Origin of the sequence: Methylobacterium fujisawaense, assembly GCF_014138435.1 — a bacterium.
GTDB classification, from domain to species: Bacteria; Pseudomonadota; Alphaproteobacteria; order Rhizobiales; family Beijerinckiaceae; genus Methylobacterium; species Methylobacterium fujisawaense.
In genome coordinates this window covers 84635-102450 of the sequence record NZ_JACJIM010000011.1, presented here as the reverse complement: position 1 = coordinate 102450, position 17816 = coordinate 84635, and the positions used below count along the sequence as shown (strand labels likewise).

14 protein-coding genes and 1 pseudogene are annotated in these 17816 nt (G+C 70.3%); 4 read left to right on the top strand and 11 right to left on the bottom strand.

What is annotated here, in order from left to right:
* Window positions 1–115: 115 nt before the first annotated feature.
* The 5 genes from GGQ91_RS26585 to GGQ91_RS26565 all read right to left on the bottom strand — a co-directional run bounded on the left by GGQ91_RS26585 (window position 116) and on the right by GGQ91_RS26565 (window position 5883).
* On the bottom strand, window positions 116–1378 hold the full coding sequence (locus GGQ91_RS26585) for an ABC transporter substrate-binding protein (protein ID WP_182593204.1): 1263 nt from the start codon (window positions 1376–1378) through the stop codon (window positions 116–118).
* 17 nt (window positions 1379–1395) lie between these two features.
* Entirely contained in the window at window positions 1396–2391 is a 996-nt protein-coding gene (locus GGQ91_RS26580; RefSeq protein WP_182593203.1) for an ABC transporter ATP-binding protein, read from the bottom strand.
* 298 nt (window positions 2392–2689) lie between these two features.
* On the bottom strand, window positions 2690–4117 hold the full coding sequence (hydA, locus tag GGQ91_RS26575) for a dihydropyrimidinase (protein ID WP_043385186.1): 1428 nt from the start codon (window positions 4115–4117) through the stop codon (window positions 2690–2692).
* Window positions 4118–4321: 204 nt separating this feature from the next.
* The gene (locus GGQ91_RS26570) at window positions 4322–5326 is read right to left on the bottom strand and encodes a GlxA family transcriptional regulator (protein ID WP_182593202.1); all 1005 of its coding nucleotides are present in this window, start codon (window positions 5324–5326) and stop codon (window positions 4322–4324) included.
* Window positions 5323–5883, bottom strand: coding sequence for an isochorismatase family protein (locus GGQ91_RS26565; RefSeq protein ID WP_182593201.1), 561 nt, complete (start codon window positions 5881–5883; stop codon window positions 5323–5325). Before GGQ91_RS26565 ends, GGQ91_RS26570 begins: the two co-directional genes overlap by 4 nt.
* Window positions 5884–6003: 120 nt before the next feature.
* Here GGQ91_RS26565 and GGQ91_RS26560 point away from each other — a divergent pair, with 120 nt between their 5' ends.
* The 3 genes from GGQ91_RS26560 to GGQ91_RS26550 all read left to right on the top strand — a co-directional run bounded on the left by GGQ91_RS26560 (window position 6004) and on the right by GGQ91_RS26550 (window position 8360).
* Complete coding sequence (locus GGQ91_RS26560) at window positions 6004–6717, top strand: SIR2 family NAD-dependent protein deacylase (RefSeq protein ID WP_182593200.1); 714 nt, start codon at window positions 6004–6006, stop codon at window positions 6715–6717.
* 324 nt (window positions 6718–7041) lie between these two features.
* Window positions 7042–7269, top strand: a complete 228-nt coding sequence (locus tag GGQ91_RS26555) for a hypothetical protein (RefSeq protein ID WP_043352204.1) — start codon at window positions 7042–7044, stop codon at window positions 7267–7269.
* 311 nt (window positions 7270–7580) lie between these two features.
* Entirely contained in the window at window positions 7581–8360 is a 780-nt protein-coding gene (locus tag GGQ91_RS26550; RefSeq protein ID WP_182593221.1) for a DUF1194 domain-containing protein, read from the top strand.
* Window positions 8361–8511: 151 nt separating this feature from the next.
* Here GGQ91_RS26550 and GGQ91_RS26545 read toward each other — a convergent pair whose 3' ends face one another.
* From GGQ91_RS26545 to ispG, 6 genes and pseudogenes are all read right to left on the bottom strand, one after another.
* The gene (locus tag GGQ91_RS26545; RefSeq protein WP_043352202.1) at window positions 8512–8895 is read right to left on the bottom strand and encodes a hypothetical protein; all 384 of its coding nucleotides are present in this window, start codon (window positions 8893–8895) and stop codon (window positions 8512–8514) included.
* Window positions 8896–8970: 75 nt separating this feature from the next.
* Window positions 8971–11301, bottom strand: coding sequence for a xanthine dehydrogenase family protein molybdopterin-binding subunit (locus tag GGQ91_RS26540; protein WP_043385197.1), 2331 nt, complete (start codon window positions 11299–11301; stop codon window positions 8971–8973).
* The gene (locus GGQ91_RS26535; RefSeq protein ID WP_043385201.1) at window positions 11298–11777 is read right to left on the bottom strand and encodes a (2Fe-2S)-binding protein; all 480 of its coding nucleotides are present in this window, start codon (window positions 11775–11777) and stop codon (window positions 11298–11300) included. The genes GGQ91_RS26540 and GGQ91_RS26535 overlap by 4 nt, the downstream gene beginning before the upstream one ends.
* A gap of 251 nt (window positions 11778–12028) precedes the next feature.
* Window positions 12029–12388, bottom strand: a pseudogene (locus GGQ91_RS28635) (DUF6968 family protein); the annotation flags it as partial.
* Between the two features lie 96 nt (window positions 12389–12484).
* Window positions 12485–14503 carry a potassium transporter Kup gene (locus tag GGQ91_RS26530; protein ID WP_043356352.1) on the bottom strand — a complete coding sequence of 673 codons (2019 nt, stop codon included), beginning with the start codon at window positions 14501–14503 and terminating at the stop codon, window positions 12485–12487.
* 429 nt (window positions 14504–14932) lie between these two features.
* Window positions 14933–16264, bottom strand: coding sequence for a flavodoxin-dependent (E)-4-hydroxy-3-methylbut-2-enyl-diphosphate synthase (gene ispG, locus GGQ91_RS26525; RefSeq protein WP_043356351.1), 1332 nt, complete (start codon window positions 16262–16264; stop codon window positions 14933–14935).
* A 373-nt stretch (window positions 16265–16637) separates the two neighbouring features.
* Here ispG and GGQ91_RS26520 point away from each other — a divergent pair, with 373 nt between their 5' ends.
* A complete protein-coding gene (locus tag GGQ91_RS26520) occupies window positions 16638–17759 on the top strand; it encodes a patatin-like phospholipase family protein (protein WP_182593199.1) in 1122 nt (373 codons plus the stop codon).
* The last annotated feature ends 57 nt before the right edge of the window (window positions 17760–17816 follow it).

Genomic DNA, 17816 nt, shown 5'->3' with positions numbered 1-17816 from the left:
TCTCCCGTGCGGGAGAGGGGGCGCGCGTTCCATCCGGCAGCCGCGTGGCCGCGCAGGACGGGCGTCTCCGAGGGCCCGCGGAGGGAGAAGGACGGGGAGGGGGCGCCCACCGCCCTCACGCCGCGATGAACTCGTTCCACTTGCGCACCATGTAGGTGTTCTCGTCCATCACGGCGTTCCAGCAGGCGACCGCGCCCATCCGCGCGTCGAAGGAGCCGCCGTCGCGGGTGGCGCCGGCCTTCTCGATCAGGGTGCCGTCGGGACCGAGGATGTCCTTCTCGGCGGGCTTGCCCTCCATCCAGAAGGCCCATTCGTAGGGCTGCATGTTCGCCTGTGCGGTCTCCAGCACCGCCGAGTAGTAGCCCTGCCGGTTCAGGTAGGCCCCGGCCCAGCCGGACAGGAACCAATTGATGAAATCGTAGGCGGCATCGAGCTTCTTGCCGCTCAGGGTCTTGGGGATGCCGAAGCCCGAGGCCCAGGCCCGGTAGCCCTCCTTCAGCGGCTGGTAGGTGCAGGGCACGCCCTGCGCGCGCACCTTCGTGACGGCGGGCGACCACATCGACTGGATCACCGTCTCGCCCGAGGCCATCAGGTTCACGGATTCGTTGAAGTCCTGCCAGAAGGCGCGGAACTGGCCGGCGCGCTTGGCCTCGATCAGCACCTTGATGGTGCGGTCGATCTCGGGCTTCGTCATGTTGCCCTTGTCGCCGTAGGTGTAGTCGCCGGAGGCCTCCACCACCATCGCGGCGTCCATGATGCCGATCGACGGGATGTTGAGGATCGAGGCCTTGCCCTTGAAGGCCGGGTTCAGGAGCTCCTTCCAGCTCGTCACCGGGATCTTGATTAGGTCCGGCCGGATGCCCAGCGTGTCGGCGTTGTAGACGGTGGGGATCAGCGAGATCCACTCGGTCTGTTCGCCGGCAAATTTTTTCGAATCCTGGCCCTCCAGATAGAAGACCTTCCGGGGGGCCGTGCCCTGATCGCCGATCTTCCGGCCCCCCACCTCGCCCTTGGTGAAGATCGACGAGATCTTGTCGGCCAGTTTGATCCGCTTGGCGTCCATGCCCTGGAGGTTGCCGGAGGGCAGGATCTTCTTGAGGCTGAAATACTCGGTGTCGACCAGGTCGAAGGAATTCGGCTGGGTGACGACGCGCTTGGTCACCTCGTCGGTCACCACCGGTATGTACTCGATGGTGAGGCCCAGATCCTCCTTCACCTTCCTGGCGATGTCGGCGGACTGGTTCACCGCGGTGCCGAGGTAGCGCAGGGTCACCGGCTCGGCGGCGTGCACCGCCGGGAAGCCGGTGACAGGCGTCGCGGCCAGCGCGGCGGCCCCCTTCAGGAGCGTGCGCCGGCTCGGCTTCGAGAAAGCATCCATCGTCGTCTCCGTACCGGTTACGCGTCGAGGCGGTGGGCGGCGGCCGCGTCCCAGCCGACCGGAATCGTGTCGCCCGGGCGCAGCGGGCGGGCCGCGAAATCCGCGTCGCTGAGGATCGCCGTGAGGGCGGCGGGGCTCTCAGGCGCGCGCTCCAGCCCCTCTGCGTCGAGGCCGACATGGACGCTGGTGCCCTGGTACTCGACAGCCACCACCCGGGCCGGCCGCGCGGCGGGGCCGGCCTCGGCGCCGAGGCGGATCCGGTCCGCCCGCACGGCGATGAGCCCGTCGGGCAGGCGGATCACGTTGTGGCCGCCGATGAACCGGGCCACGAAGGCGGTCGCCGGCCGCTCGAACACGGTGCGCGGGTCGGCGGCCTGCTCGATCCGGCCGGCATTCATCACCACCACGAGGTCGGAGAGCGCCATCGCCTCCTCCTGGCTGTGGGTGACGTGGATGAAGGTGAGGCCCAGCTCGGTCTGGATCCGCTTCAACTCGACCCGCATCCGCACCCGCAGGAACGGATCGAGCGCCGAGAGCGGCTCGTCGAGCAGAAGCACCTTCGGGCCCGTGACGAGGGCGCGGGCGAGCGCGACGCGCTGCTGCTGGCCGCCGGAGAGCTGGGCCGGCAGGCGCCCGGCGAGGTGGCCCATCTGCACGAGGTCGAGCATCGCCATGGCCTTGGCCCGGCGCTCCACCTTGCCGCTTCCGCGCATCCGCAGGCTGAAGGCGACGTTGTCCCGCGCATCGAGATGCGGGAACAGGGCGTAGCTCTGGAACATCATGGCGGTGCCGCGCTCGGACGGCGCCGCGTCGCCCACTGCCTTCGGGCCGATCACCACGTCGCCCGCGCTGGCGTGCTCGTGGCCGCCGATCATCCGGAGCGTCGTGGTCTTGCCGCAGCCGGAGGGGCCGAGCAGGCAGCAATAGGCCCCGGACGGCACCTTCAGGTCGATGGCATCGACCGCGGTCGCCGCGCCGTAGCGCTTGGTCAGGCCGATCAGCTCGACATTCATGTGAGGCTCGCCTGCTTCCGGCGATGTGCAAGATACAAGAGTCGCACGATCACTCTTGAAGGCCGCGACACGCCCCCTCTCCCGTGCGGGAGAGGGTAGGGGTGAGGGACGAGAACGTTCAGGACGGGGCACACCCTTGCCATGCGCGCCCTATCCGGAAGCCGCACGCCCCTCACCCTGTCCCTCTCCCGCACGGGAGAGGGGACCCGCGCTCGATCCGGTCGACGCCGCGTCCGCAACATCGATTCCCCCTGTGTCGCCCGCCATCCGACACCGGAGAGCAAGCGGCGGGCCAAGGCTACGCCTCCCGCCGCTCGGCCGGATCGACCGCCCGGTCCAGCACCCGCCCGCGGCCCGGCTCGGACAGGACCCGGCCATCCTCGGCGATGACCTGCCCGCCCGCGATGGTCATCACCGGCCAGCCGGTGACCTCGAACCCTTCCCACGGCGTGTAGTCGGAGCCGTGGTGGAGGATCTCCTGGCGGATGGTCTCGCGCCGGTTCGGGTCCCAGAGGGTCAGGTCGGCGTCGAAGCCCGGGGCGATCGAGCCCTTGCGCGGGTACAGCCCGTAGAGCTTCGCGTGGTTCGTGGCGGTGAGCGCGGCGAACTGGTTGAGGCTGATGCGCCCCTTCGAGACGCCCTCGGAGAAGAACACCGGCAGCCGCGTCTCGATGCCGGGGATGCCGTTCGGGATCCAGCGGAAGGAGGTCTTACCCCGCGGGTTCAGCTTGCCCTGCGGGTCGTCGTAGCGGAACGGGCAATGGTCGGACGAGACCACGTCGAAGATCCCGCGCCGGATCCCCGACCACACCGCCTCCTGGCTCTCGACATCCCGCGTCGGCGGCGAGCAGACGTATTTCGACCCCGCCATCGGATCGTCCTGGCCGAGCCCCTTCATGTCTTCGGCCGTCAGGGTCAGGTATTGCGGGCAGGTCTCGGCCCGGATCTTCAGGCCCCGTCCCTGAGCCCAGGCGATCTGCTCGGTGGCCTCGCGGCCCGAGACGTGGACGATCACGATGGGCAGGTCGATCAGCTCGGCGTGGCTGATGGCCCGGTGGGCCGCCTCCCGCTCGACGATCTCGGGGCGCGACAGGGCGTGGCCATAGGGCCTGGTCTCGCCCGCCCGCTCCAGACGCTCGCTGAGGTAGCGGATCGCGTCGTAGCCCTCCGCGTGGACCATGACCCGGGCGCCCTGCCGCCGCGCGACGTGGAACACGTCGAGGAGCTGGCGGTCGTTCAGCACGAGGTCGTCGTAGGTCATGAAGACCTTGAACGAGGTGTAGCCGTCGGCGACCAAGGCCGGCAGCTCCTGGCCGAGCACCGCCTCGGTCGGGTCCGAGATGATCATGTGGATCGCCACGTCGACGTGGCACTGGCCCTCGGCCCTGGCCCGGTAGGCGTCGACCGCCCCGCGCAGGGAGGCGCCCCGGGGCTGGAGCGCGAAGGGCATCACGCAGGTGTTGCCGCCGGCCGCCGCCGCCCGGGTGGCGCTGGCGAAGTCGTCGGCCATGACGATGCCGGGGCCCGAATCCTGGGCGATGTGGACATGACTGTCGATGCCGCCGGGCAGGACCAGCAGGCCGGAGGCGTCGATCACCCGGGCGGCGTCGGCGATGCCCTCGGCCACAGCCACGATCCGGCCGCCGCGCACGCCGACATCCGCCCGCACCGTGTCGCTCGCCGTGACCACGGTCCCTCCGCGGATCGCCAGGTCGAATTCGGGCATGATGCGCTCTCCTCCGCGCCCGCGGGCGCCTGTCGGGACGGGCGGATGCATCGTCCGCGCCGATTCGGACGATGCGAGGAGGGCACAGCCGTCCGGCGGGGTCCAGAGCGTGGTCAGGGGGATCCCAAAGGGCTCACCCCTTTGGCAGGGGTTCGGGGGCGGTGCCCCTGAGGCCCCAGGGCTCCGCCCTGGACCCGCAAAAGGTCACGGACCTTTCGAAACCAAGATTTGGGTTCGGAGATTCGAGGGCGCGGCGTCGTGGAACTGACGCCAGACCCGCCGCATGTGGCGGGCCGAGCCGAAGCCCGCGCGGTCGGCGACCTGCTCCAGGGCAAGGTCGGTCTGGGCGATCAGGTCCCGGGCCAGCGCGATCCGGGCACGGTTGACCGCATCGGTCACCGTCATCCCGGCATGGACCCGGAACAGCCGGGCGAGGTTGCGCGGGCTCGCCCCGGCGAGGCGGCCGAGGATCTCGGGGGACCAGGCGCGGGCGGGTTCGGCGGTGATCGCGTCCTGGGCGCGGTGCACCACCGGGTGCAGGTGGCTGCGGCCTTCGAGCCAGGGTGAGAGCTGCGGGTCGTCGGGGCCGCGCCGCATGTAGACCACCAGGGTCCGGGCCGCCGCCAGCGCCGCGGCCGGGCCCGCCCATTCGGCGACGAGATGGAGCATCAGGTCCACGCCCGCGGTCACGCCGGCGCTGCTGAACCGGTCCCGGTCCTGCACGAACAGCCTGTTCTCCAGCACCCGCGCCTGCGGCGCCAGGGCGGCGAGCCGGGCGCAGCTCGCGTGATGGGTGGTGCAGGCATAGCCGTCGAACAGGCCGGCCCGGGCCGCCAGCAGCGTACCGTCGCAGACCGTCACCACGGTGTGGCCCGGCCGGACCGCGCCGCGCAGCCAGTCGACGATCCGCACTTCGGCGGCGCCCTCGTCCGGATCGGCCTCGCCGCCGAGCACCCGGGCCGACGCGCCCGGCACGAGCACCACGGTGCCCGGCGCGATCGCCTCCGGCAGCGGCTCGGTGCCGCCGAGATCCAGACCGATCGAGCAGCGGGTGCGCGCCTGCGGCGCCACGTAGCGCACCGAGAACGCGACCCGCTCCTGAGCCGCCCCGGCGATGCGCAGGACCTCGACCGGTCCCGCGAGGTCGAGCAGCAGGGTGCGCGGCGGCAAGACCACGAGGACCGGGATGCGCCGCGCCGTCCCGCTCATGCCGCGACCGGCAAGTCCCGACCGGCGAGCGCCTGCTCCACCGTGGCGATGCGGGCGAAGCGGTCCATCAGCACCAGCTCGGTGCGGGCCTTGATGTCGTCCGCCGTGAACCGGCGTCCGGAGGGATGGGTCATCGCGAAGGTCAGCGTCGCCTCGGTGACGTAATCCACCTGCCAGCCGCTGTCGGAGGCGTGGCGGGTGGTGGTCTCGCAGCATTGCTCGGTGCGGATGCCGGACACGATCAGGCGCCGTATGCCGTGCTGCGTCAGCCAGCCGGGCAGGCCGCTATCGACCAGGGCGCTGTGCCGGCGCTTGTGGAAGATCGCCGTCGGCGCGATCACGATCGGCTCCAGGGTGCGGACATGGCCGGAGGCGGCGGCGAAGGGGCCGCTCTCGGCGAGGTGGAAGATCTGCAGGATCGGAATCCGGCGCGCCGCGGCACCGTCGATGAGCGTCTGCAGGCGCTCGGTGAAGGGCGGGACATCGGCGTCGTTCCAGAAGGGCCTGTGCCGGAAGGATTCCTGGACATCGATGACCAGCAGCGCAACATCGGACATTTCGTGTCTCCCGCTCGGTGAAGCGAGCCGCAGGATTCCTCGGCTTGACCCTGGGCGAAAGAAACCGCGCTGCCAGCCAGCGGACATATCCGGCCAATCTCAGGCGAGCAGGAGCACCGCATGACGGACCATCCCAGGACGATCTTCGTGCTGACCGGGGCCGGCGTCTCGGCCGAGAGCGGGCTCGGCACGTTCCGGGACCGCGGCGGGATCTGGGCGCGGTTCGACCCGATGCGGCTCGCCACCCCGGAGGCCTACGCGGCCGACCCCGACACGGTGCTCGACTTTTACGACCATCGCCGCCGCGGCGCGGTCGCGGCCGAGCCGAACGCCGCGCATGTCGCTCTGGCGCAGGCCGAGGCGCGGCTCGCCGCGCGGGGCGGGCGGCTGTTCCTGTGCACGCAGAACGTCGACGACCTGCACGAGCGGGCCGGCTCGCAGGCAGTCACCCACATGCACGGCGAATTGCTCAAGGCGCGCTGCTGCGCCTGCGGTGCGGTCACGCCGTGGCGCGCCGACCTGAGCCGGGCCGATCACTGCCCCGCCTGCGGCGCATCGGGCCGGATGCGGCCGGACGTGGTCTGGTTCGGCGAGATGCCGATGCACCTCGACGCGATCGAGGCTGCGCTCGCCGGGGCGGACCTGTTCGTGGCCGTGGGCACGTCGGGGGCGGTCTACCCGGCGGCGGGCTACGTCCGGCAGGCCCGGGCGCTCGGCATCCCGACCTGCGAGGTCAACCTGGAGCCGTCCGACAACGCCGACGCCTTCGACGAGGCCCGGTACGGGCCGGCGAGCGCCGAACTGCCGCGCTATCTGGCCGAACTCGGCCTCTAGGCGGGCGCGGGGGCGGCGGCGCGGGTCCATGAGGGTCCGTGAGAGTCCATGAGGGTCCATGCGGGGACTCGGGACGGGCGACGGCCGGGTCCGACCGCGCGGCATTCGCGACCCGGTTTGCCAAGATGTTGTGAGAAAAGGATTTTTCGATCCATGATCGCTGGGCTCCGGCCAGGATCAAAATCCTAAATGACGCGAATCACATCGGCGCGAGCTGTCAAGAACTGGTCGGGCAGTTGCCCACGGGTTACAACAGTCAAGCTCGGGATCGGCGTCGCGGCCTACCCGGGCGTTCGTTGAAGCCACAAGGGGAAGCAACTACCCATGCAGCACTTCACCGTAACCGACCGCGAGCGTGACACCGTCCTGGCGGCGCTGCGCTATTACCAGTTCTACCGGATGCAGGGTCATCCGTTCGATCCCCGCCAGGATCACCTGATCGACACCATCGCCGGCCGGGCCGGCGAGGCGCTGGACCTCGCCGAGATCGACGATCTCTGCGCCGGCCTGAACGGCAACCGGCACGCCCTCGCCGCGGCGGCGGCGGCCTAAGCACCTTCCGGGGCGGCCGAGGCCGTCCTCGACGACCCCGCGGCCGGCCCAGGGATGGGGCCGGAGGACGGGCCACCTCCGAGATGAGCGGGCTACCGCCGCCGGAGCGAATCCTCCTCACCGGGGCCGGGCTTCGCGCCCGCACGACACCCTGCCGACGCGCATCCGGGCCTGCCCGCAGCGCGTCGGTCCGACGGGCGGGGCCGCGCGGCGGCCCCCCCGAAAGGCCGGTTTCGCGTCCCGTCGAAACGTGGCCTAACGGATGCGCGACGGCCGCAGGGCCGCGCCTTCCGGGAGCGCCGAGGCCGATGATGCGGACGGGTTCGGGATGGATCCGCCGCGGCGCGCTGCGGGGCGCCGGCCTCCTGCTCCTCGGGCTGGCGCCCGCCAAGGCCGCACCTGAGAGCGTCGCCACCGCGCTGGTCGTCTCGGTGGACGTGTCGCAATCCGTCGACGAATCGCGATTCCGGCTCCAGATGGAGGGCATCGCGGAGGCCTTGGAGGATCCGTCGGTGATCGGCGCGATCACCGGCAATCCGGGCGGGATCCTATTCGCGATGGTGACCTGGGCGGACCGGGCGAACCTCGCGGTCGGCTGGCGGCGGATCGCCAACCGCGTCGATGCTGCGGCGACCGCCGCCCTCGTCCGGGCCACGCCCCGGCAGGCCGGCGAGTTCACCTGCCTCGGCCAGATGTTCCGCACGGTGACCGACGCCGTGCTCCCGACGCTCCCGATCCCGGCCGAGCGCGTGGTGATCGACGTCTCCGGCGACGGGATCGACAATTGCACCGACGCCGACAGCCTCGCGGAGGCGCATGCGGCGCTGCTCGCCACCGGCGCGACGGTCAACGGCCTGCCGATCCTGGTGCCGGGCGAGAACGACGTCGTCGGGGCCGGGGCCTATCGGGCGCCGGGCTACGGCCTGCTCCCGACCCCGCTGCCGCAGGAACGCACGAGCCTGGAGCAATGGTACCGCGCCCACGTCATCGGCGGCCCGGGGGCGTTCCTGCTTGCGGCCGCCGGTTACGGCGATTTCTCGCGGGCGTTGCGGCGGAAGTTCGTGATCGAGATCAGCGCGCTGGGCCGGTGAGGCGGCAAGCCCAGCCAGGGCTCACGTCGAACCCTTCCCCTCATCCTCAGGCGACCGCGCAGCGGGCCTCAGGATGAGAGAGGTGGCTTGGATCGATGCGGGAGCGGCCAGCCTCGCGCATCGAACCCGTCAGCCCGTTCTATGAAGTGCCTCAGGGTGTCTTCTTCAACTGCTGCTCGACGCGGGACAGGGCCGCCTCGCAGCCCTTGGCGTCACCCTTCGAGTCGGCCGTGCGCGCCTCTTCAAGGGCGACCTGCGCCTGCTGGGCGGCATCCGCCCCCTGGCCGGCCTGGGCCGACTTCTCCGGCGGCGCCTCGGGGGATTCCTTCGCCCGCTGACCCTCCGTGCCGGTGACCCCCTCGCCGCCGCGCTTGGCGGCATTGCCCTGGCCGCTGGTCGAGGCGGAGATCGACTGCCTCATCTCGGACTGAACCCGCTTGGAAACGCTGTCGATCCGGTCGCCGCAGGGCGAGGCGAGGGCCGGGGCTGCCGTCAGGATCAGGGTCAGGCAGGCCGTCAGGGCGGGACGCATCATCGGGTCGGGTACTTTCCAAAAGAATGGGGCCGCAGGTTCCCCCTGCGGCCCCAACGTCTCGCGACGGGTGACGGTTCAGGCGCTCAGCTGATCGCGGATCGGCAATTGCCGGACCCGGCGGCCCGTGGCTGCGAAGATCGCGTTGGCGATCGCCGGCGCCACCGGCGGCACGCCGGGCTCGCCGACGCCGCCGAGCGGCCCGTCCCAATTGCCTGTCGGCACGAGGTGCACGCGGACCACCTTCGGGGCGGCGTCGATCCGGAGGACCTCGTAGCCGTCGAAGTTGTTCTGCACCGCCCGACCCTGCTTGAAGGTGATCTCGGAGGTCAGGGCGAGCCCCATCCCCATGACCACGGCGCCCTCCATCTGCGAGCGGATGCGCTCCGGATTCACCTGCGGCCCGCAATCGACCGCGATGTCGATCGCCTTCACCTTCACCTGGCCCTTGTCGTCGACCTCCACCTCGGCCGCCACCGCCGTGTAGGTGACGAAGCTGTAGTGGCCGGCGATGCCGAGGCCGGTGCCCTTGGGCATCTGCCGCCCCCAGCCCGCCCCCTTGGCGGCCGCCTCGATCACGCCGCGCAGGCGGCCGGTCTCGATCGGGTAGCGCTTCGGGTCCTCGCCGTAGTTCCAGACGTCGCCGATCTCGGTCGGGCTGATCTTGCGATCGGGTCCGATGAGGTCGAGCAGGTACTCCTTCGGCTCGCGGCCGGCGGCGTGCGCCAGCTCCGACACGAAGGACTGGATCGCGAAGGCGTGCGGGATGTTCGACACCGAGCGGAACCAGCCGATGCGGACATGGGCGGCAGCCTCGGGGTTCTCCAGCCGCATGTTCGGGATGTTCAGCGGCGTGTTGACCAGCCCCATCCCGAGCTCGAACGGCAGCTCGTGCTTCGGATCGGGCGCGAAGATCGAGCCGATCGTCGGCGCCACCGAGCGGTGCAGCCACGCCACCGGCATGCCCTTGTCGTCGAGGCCGGCCTCCAGATGCTCCACCGAGATCGTGTGGTAGAAGCCGTGGTGCAGGTCGTCCTCGCGGGTCCAGGCGAGCTTCACCGGGGCGCCGCCCACGGCCTGCGAGCAGAGCGCCGCCTCGACCACGTAGTCGGGCTTCGACTTGCGCCCGAACCCGCCGCCGAGCAGCGTCACGTTCACCTTGACCTTGTCGTCGGGCAGCTTGAGCGCCTTCATCAGGCGGTCGTTGGCCGCCTGCGGACCCTGCGTGCAGGCCCAGGCCTCGCAGAACCCGTCCTTCACGCGGGCCACCGCCGCCGGGGGCTCCATCGGCGCCTGGGCGAGGTGGGGCACGAAGTACTCAGCCTCGACCCTGGTCTTGGCCTTGGCGAGGGCGCCGTCGACGTCGCCCTGCGTGCGCACGACCTTGCCGGGCTTGCGGGCCGCGGCCTCCAGCTCCTTGCGGAACGCGTCGGTGTCGTAGCCGGCGTTCGGGCCGTCGTCCCAGGTGATCTTGAGGGCGTCCCGGGCCTTCAGGGCCGCCCAGGTGTTCTTGGCCACCACGGCGACGCCGCCGAGCGGCATGAACTCGGACGGGATCGTGCCGCCGTCGATCTTGAAGATCTTCACGACGCCCGGGACCTTCTTGGCCTCGCTGTCGTCGAAGGACTTCACCGTGCCGCCATAGACGGCCGGGCGCGCGACGACCGCGTAGAGCATCCCGTCGAGCTTGGTGTCGAGGCCGTAGACGGCCTTGCCGGTGGTGATGTCGAAATTGTCGATCAGCCCGACCTTGCCGGTGCCGATGTAGCGGAAGTCCTTGGGGTCCTTCAGCTTGACGTCGGTGGGCACCGGCAGCTCGGCGGCGGCCTGGGCCACGGCCCCGTAGCCGAGGGTGCGGCCCGACTTGGCGTGGGTCAGGGTGTGGTTGACCGCCGTCACCTCGGAGGCCGGCACGCCCCATTGCTTGGCCGCGGCCTGGATCAGCATCAGCCGCGCGGCGGCGCCGGCGTGGCGGAAGTGCTGGAAGAAGTGGCGGGTCGAGCGCGAGCCGTCGGTGTCCTGGTTGCCGAAGCGGGTCTCGTCACCCCAGGCCTGGACCACCTTCACCTTCGACCAGTCGGCCTCCAGCTCGTCGGCGACCGTGAAGGCCACCGAGGTCCGGATGCCCTGGCCCATGTCGGAGCGGTGGTTGGTCACCGTGACGGTGCCGTCCGGCGCGATGGCGACGAAGATCTTCGGATCGTCGCGCCAGCCGTGCGGCATGCCGTCGGCGCCGAATTTTTGGGCCTTCTGCTCGGCGGTCTGGGTCTCGTCGGCTCGCGCCGGACGCAGCGAGAGGGCCAGAACGAGAGCGCCGGCGCCACCGAGGATCCCGCGGCGGCTGACATTGTCGAGGGCCGGCTTGGTGCCGGCGGCGAGCTGGGCGCTCATCTTCGCGTCGTGGATCACAGGCGCTCTCCCTTGGTGGCGGGCGCCGGCTGGCCGGCAGCCTGATGGATCGCGGCGCGGATGCGCGGGTAGGTGCCGCAGCGGCAGATGTTGCCGCTCATCGTGTCGTCGATGTCCTGATCGGACGGCTTCGGCGTGTCCTTCAGGAGCGCGGCGGCCTGCATGATCTGGCCGCACTGGCAGAAGCCGCACTGGGCGACGTTCTGGTCGCGCCACGCCACCTGCACCGGGTGGTTGCCGTCCGGCGACAGCCCCTCGATGGTGACGACCTCCTGGCCGGCGGCGGCCGAGACCGGGGTGATGCAGGCACGGGTCGCCGTCCCGCCGAGATGGATGGTGCAGGCCCCGCAGAGCGAGACGCCGCAGCCGAATTTCGTGCCGGTGAGCCCGAGTTCGTCCCGCAGGTACCACAGCAGCGGCATGTCGGGGTCGCCGTCGAAGCTGCGCGCAGCCCCGTTCACGGTGAGTTTGATCATCGTTGCGTCCTGTCTGGCGGCGCCGGAGCGGCGATCAGTCGGGTCTGAGCCGGGCCGGAGGCCAAGGCCGGATTTGCCAGCTAACGTTCACCGATGCGGCCGGGCCGCCGGGCTAACGCTCAAGCTCAGAATAATAAGTATTCTAAATCAGGCCTCGGGCCGGGCGCAACGCAGGGACGGGGCCGGTCATCCGCGAGTGGTTGCGCTCAGGACATGCCGCGTGCGGCGGCGCACATCGTCAGGGCGTGCGATCATAGGCAGCATGCCTCACGCGGGGCACGACGTGATCCACGACCGCGCGCACCCGGTGCGCGTGGCGTGCCGGGTGGCTTCGCTCCGCTCGCACAGGGAGCCCAGTGCCCTCGCTCCTCGAGACCTTGTCCGCGCCGATCGGACGCACTTGGCCGTTCTACGGAATAGGAGGGCCGGCCCATACCCGGGCTTTTCCCCACCCGGGTGCCGGTCTCGTGGGCCGCGCTGACCTTGAAGTCGATGCCGGTCCTCTGCATCGCTAAGTGGATGGCCCGCAGCGCATCGATGCCGGCCCCGAGACTCTCGCACGGCTCTTCGGGCCGACCGATCGTGAAGCGGCAGATCCCGTGCCCGTCCGTGTCTTCCGGCGCTCGAGCCGGACCGCGCCGGGAATGTCCGCCACCGGCCCACGGATCGTCAGGACGCGCGCGCCGATGACCATGGCGGCGCGGCCCTCAGACCGTCACCTGCGTCCCCACCTCCACCACACGTCCGGTGGGGATCTGGAAGAAGTCCGTGGCGTCGTTCGCGTTCTTGGCGAGGGTGATGAAGATCCGGTCCTGCCAGAGCGGCATGCCCGAATGCGCCGCCGGCCGGATCGAGCGGCGCGACAGGAAGAACGACGTCGCCATGATGTCGAACTTGAAGCCCTGGCGGCGCAGCAGCACCAGCGTCTTCGGGATGTTCGGCGTCTCCATGTAGCCGAACTTCATCACGACCCGGTAGAAATGCGGGCCCACCGGCTCGATCCGCACCTTGTCGGCCTCGTTGGAGCGGGGCGTGTCCACCGTCTCGACGGTGAGGATCACGTTCTTCTCGTGCAGCACCTTGTTGTGCTTGAGGTTGTGCAGGAGCGCGGCCGGGGCGATCTCGGGATCGCTCGTCAGGAACACCGCGGTGCCGCGCACGTGGTGGGGCGGGCTCTTCTCCAGCATGCCGACCAGCTCCACGAGCGGCACGTCGGTCTTGCGGGTCTTGTTGAACAGGATCGTGACGCCCCGCACCCAGGTCCACATCAGGATGATGAGGCCGCCGGCGAGCAGCAGCGGCACGTAGCCCCCTTCCACCACCTTGATCAGGTTTGACAGCAGGAACAGGAACTCCAGGACGATGAAGGGCAGCATCACGGCGGCCGCCGCCACCGGCGACCATTTCCACATGCGCCACATCACCAGGAAGGTCAGCGAGGCGGTGAGCAGCATCGTGCCGGTCACCGCGATGCCGTAGGCAGAGGCCAGCGACGAGGAGGTCTTGAACAGCACCGCCAGCAGGACGACGCCCACCATCAGCAGCCCGTTGATCTGCGGCAGATAGATCTGCCCGGCATGCGACTCGGAGGTATGGCGGATCTCGAGTCGCGGCAGCAGGCCGAGCTGGATCGCCTGCCGGGATAACGAGAAGGCGCCGGTGATCACCGCCTGGCTCGCCACCACGGTGGCGATCGTGGCGAGGATCACCATCGGCAGCAGGCCCCAGGCCGGCACCAGCTGGAAGAACGGGTCGGCGGTGTCGGGCTTCTCCAGCACCAGGGCCGCCTGCCCGAGATAGTTGAGGGCGAGCGCCGGGAAGACGAGGCCGATCCAGGCCAGCTGGATCGGCTTGCGGCCGAAATGGCCGAGATCGGCAAACAGCGCCTCGGCCCCGGTCACCGCCAGGAACACCGCGCCCAAGGCCACCAGCGCCCCGGTGCCATGGCCGAGCAGGTAGTTCACGGCGTGCCAGGGATTGACGGCGCGGAACACCTCCGGGTGCAGGCCGATATGCGGCAGTGCCGCCAGCGCCATGGCGAGGAACCACACGATGGTCACCGGCCCGAAGAAGGCCGCGACCTTGCCGGTGCCGCGGTTCTGCACGAGGAACAGCGCCACGATGATCACCACGGTGATCGGCAGGACGTAATCGTCGAGGGCGGGGGTGACGAGCTTCAGGCCCTCCACCGCCGAGAGCACCGAGATCGCCGGGGTGATCACCGCGTCGCCGTAGAACAGCGAGGCGCCCATCAATCCCAGCATGAACACGATGCGCGAGCCGCCCAGCGCCTTCCGGGCGAGCGCCATCAGCGAGAGGATGCCGCCCTCGCCGTTGTTGTCCATGCGCAGCAGGATCGCGACGTATTTCACCGTCACGATCATGAACAGCGCCCAGAGGATCAGCGAGACGGTGCCGATCACCTCCTCGGGCAGCAGGATGCCGTCGGTGCGGGCGGGGACCAGCGCCTCGCGGAAGGCGTAGAGCGGACTGGTGCCGATATCCCCGTAGACGACGCCGACGGAGCCGACGAGGAGCGTCCAGAAGCCGGCATGGCCGTGGCGCGTCTCCGCCTTCTCGGGGGCATCGAGGGTGCCGGAGGTCGCCGGCCCGTGCATGGGCGTCTGGCCGGTCGTCTCGTCGGACGCCGCGGCGGCCTCCCGCGCGGCGTCGGGCGCTGCGGGCGCGGGCTGGGCTGCTACGCCGGGTGCGAAGTTGTGGCTCATGGGGATGTCGGAAGCTCGGGCGTGGCCGGCGCTTCGCGGTTCGGCTCAGGGGCCAGTCGGGGCCGGGCAGAACACGCGAACACTCCGCCGAACCGTGCGGGCCGGCCACCGGGCCGACCGCTCGCGGGATCGTGTGGCCTTGCTATCATGCCCTCGTGCGGCCGGAAACCGTGTGCCTCTGCGAAGATCGCCGAGCTGGGTCTCGGTGCGATTCAGGTCCGAATGCGATGCGCCGGAGGCGCGACACGCTCGCATGCCGACCCGATGCGCCGATGGATCAAGCGCCTGAACCGACGCGGGTTCTTGTTTCCGGGCCCGCTCGCGGAGCCCCGGAATGCCGGTGCGGTGGGAGGCGTCCTCTCGGGCGAGGACAGACTTCACCGAGCCGCGACGGGAGCGGGCCGGGGGTGTTTACCCCCGCACCGCGCCTCACTCGGCGGCGGTGCGCGTCCCGCCCTGCTGACCGAATCGGCGCTGGATGTAGTCGATCACGATCGTCTCGAAATCCTTGGCCAGCGTCGGGCCGCGCAGGGTCATGGCCTTCTTGCCGTCGATGAAGACCGGCGCGGTCGGGGTCTCGCCGGTGCCAGGCAGCGAGATGCCGATATCGGCGTGCTTCGATTCGCCCGGGCCGTTCACGATGCAGCCCATCACGGCGACGTTCAGCCCCTCGACGCCCGGATAGGACTTCTTCCACTCCGGCATCGAGGTGACGATCCAGTTCTGGATGTCCCGGGCGAGTTCCTGGAAGGTGGTCGAGGTCGTGCGACCGCAGCCCGGGCAGGCCGCCACCATCGGCACGAAGGTGCGGAACCCCATCGTCTGCAGGAGTTCCTGGCTGGCCTTGACCTCGACGGTCCGGTCGCCGCCGGGCTCTGGGGTGAGCGAGTAGCGGATCGTGTCGCCGATGCCCTCCTGGAGGAGCACGCCGATGGCGGCGGAGGCGGCCACGAGCCCCTTCGAGCCCATGCCGGCCTCGGTGAGGCCGAGATGGATCGCGTAATCCGAACGGCGCGCCACCTCGCGGTAGACGGCGATCAGGTCCTGCACGGCCGAGACCTTGGCCGAGAGGATGATCTTGTTCTGCGGCAGGCCGAGTTCCACGGCGCGGTCGGCCGAGCTGATCGCCGAGCGGACCATCGCCTCGCGCATCACCGCGCGGGCATCGATCGGCCGCGGCGCCTTGGCGTTCTCGTCCATCAGGTGGGTGAGCAGCTCGCCGTCGAGCGACCCCCAGTTGGCGCCGATCCGCACGGTCTTGTTGTGCTTGATCGCCTGCTCGATGATCGCCGAGAACTGGGTGTCCTTCTTGTCCTTGAAGCCGACGTTCCCGGGATTGATCCGGTACTTGGCGAGCGCCTCGGCGCAGGCCGGGTGGTCGGCGAGCAGCTTGTGGCCGATGTAGTGGAAGTCGCCCACCAGCGGGACGTGGACGCCGATCCGGTCGAGGCGCTCGCGGATCTTCGGCACCGCCGCCGCCGCCTCGTCCCGGTCGACCGTGATGCGCACCAGCTCCGAGCCGACCCGGGCGAGCTGGGCGACCTGCGCCACCGTGGCGTCGATGTCGGCCGTGTCGGTGTTGGTCATCGACTGGACGACGATCGGCGCGCCGCCGCCGACCGTGACCGCGCCTTCGCCCTCGCCGACCGTCACGCCGACGGTGCGGTGGCGCGGCGCGGGGCCGGCGATTTCCGGGCCGCCACCGGCCAGCGGGTTGTCGGCGGCAGGGCTTTCGGAACGGGTGGCTTCCATGACTTCCATCGTGGACCTTCGCGGGCGCGCCTCACGGGACGCCGGAGCCTGAGGGCTGCCGGGTCTGTCCCGGGACACGCTTCGCCGGAACTTCGGGGCTGTCGCGGGTTAGCTGCGGACGACCCGGCGCCGCGTCAAGCCGGCGCCACGCAGGACAGCATCGCGCATGACAGCATCGCGGCTGTCATGTCGTATCCGGGCGCGGATGTCGAGTTTGCTGCACGTCCGCGCGGCGTTTGCCTTCGGCGCCATCGGGATTTCGTCCGCCTCTGTTGCCGATTCGCTCGGGTCGGCGGGGGCGCGGGCCGCGGACCGCAGGCGTGGCCGACGGTTGATGCTGCAATGCAGCATCCCATCTAAGCGGCCGGACCAGGAGGCCGACATGAACGAGCAATCCGGCGGCGAGCCGCACAATCCGGCCACTGCCGTCCCCGAGTCACCCGTCTCGGACGTGATCGAGGCGCAGTCCGCCCAGGGGTCGGGCCACGTGCTGGCCGGGCCCAAGGCGGAGAAGCCGGTGGCCCTGGCGCTGCAGGGCGGCGGTGCGCACGGCGCCTTCACCTGGGGCGTCCTCGATGCGCTGATCGAAGATGGGCGTCTGGGCTTCGAGGCGGTCACGGGGGCGAGCGCGGGAGCGATGAATGCCGTCGTCCTCGTGGATGGCTGGCTCAAGGGCGGCCCGGACGGAGCCCGCGAGGGTCTGGAGCGGTTCTGGCGCGAGGTCAGCCTCGACGGCGACCTGGGCCCGGCCCAGCGCAACTTCGTCAGCGGCCTGTTCAGCCTGTGGAAGGGCAATCCGGTGGCCGAGTTCTGGGCCAAGATGCTGGCGCCGAGCCCCTACGTGTCGAACCCGCTCAACATCAACCCGCTGCGCAAGGCGCTGGCCGAGCAGGTCGATTTCGACCGCCTGCGCGAGGCCGACACGGCGGGCCTGTTCGTCTCGGCCACCAATGTCTGGACGGGCAAGCTCGCGGTCTTCGAGCGTGAGCGGCTGACCGTCGATCACCTGATGGCTTCGGCCTGCCTGCCCACCGTCTTCCAGGCGGTGGAGATCGATGGCGTGCCTTATTGGGACGGCGGCTATCTCGGCAATCCGCCGCTCTACCCCCTGCATCGCGGCGCCCAGACCCGCGACATCGTGCTCGTGCAGATCAACCCCGTGGAGCGGCGGGAGACCCCGCGCACTGAGGCCGAGATCCGCGACCGGCTGAACGAGATCACCTTCAACGCCAACCTGATGCGGGAATTGCGGGCGATCGACTTCCTCGACGGGCTGATCGAGGAAGGCGTTCTCGGCCAGGGCCAGTATCGCCGGGTCCTGGTGCACCGCATCGACGGGACCGACGCTTTGGAGGACTACAACGCCGCCTCCAAGCTCGATGCCCGCTGGACCGTCTTCAAGCGCCTGCGCGACAAGGGCCGCGCCGCCGCGCAAGCCTGGCTCGCGGAGAATTATGACGCAGTCGGCCGAGACTGTACGGTCGACCTGCAGCAGGCATATTAATGAGGTGATCCCCCGTCCGACCTGGCCTGTTGCGGCCGCGGGACGTCCGAGCCGGAG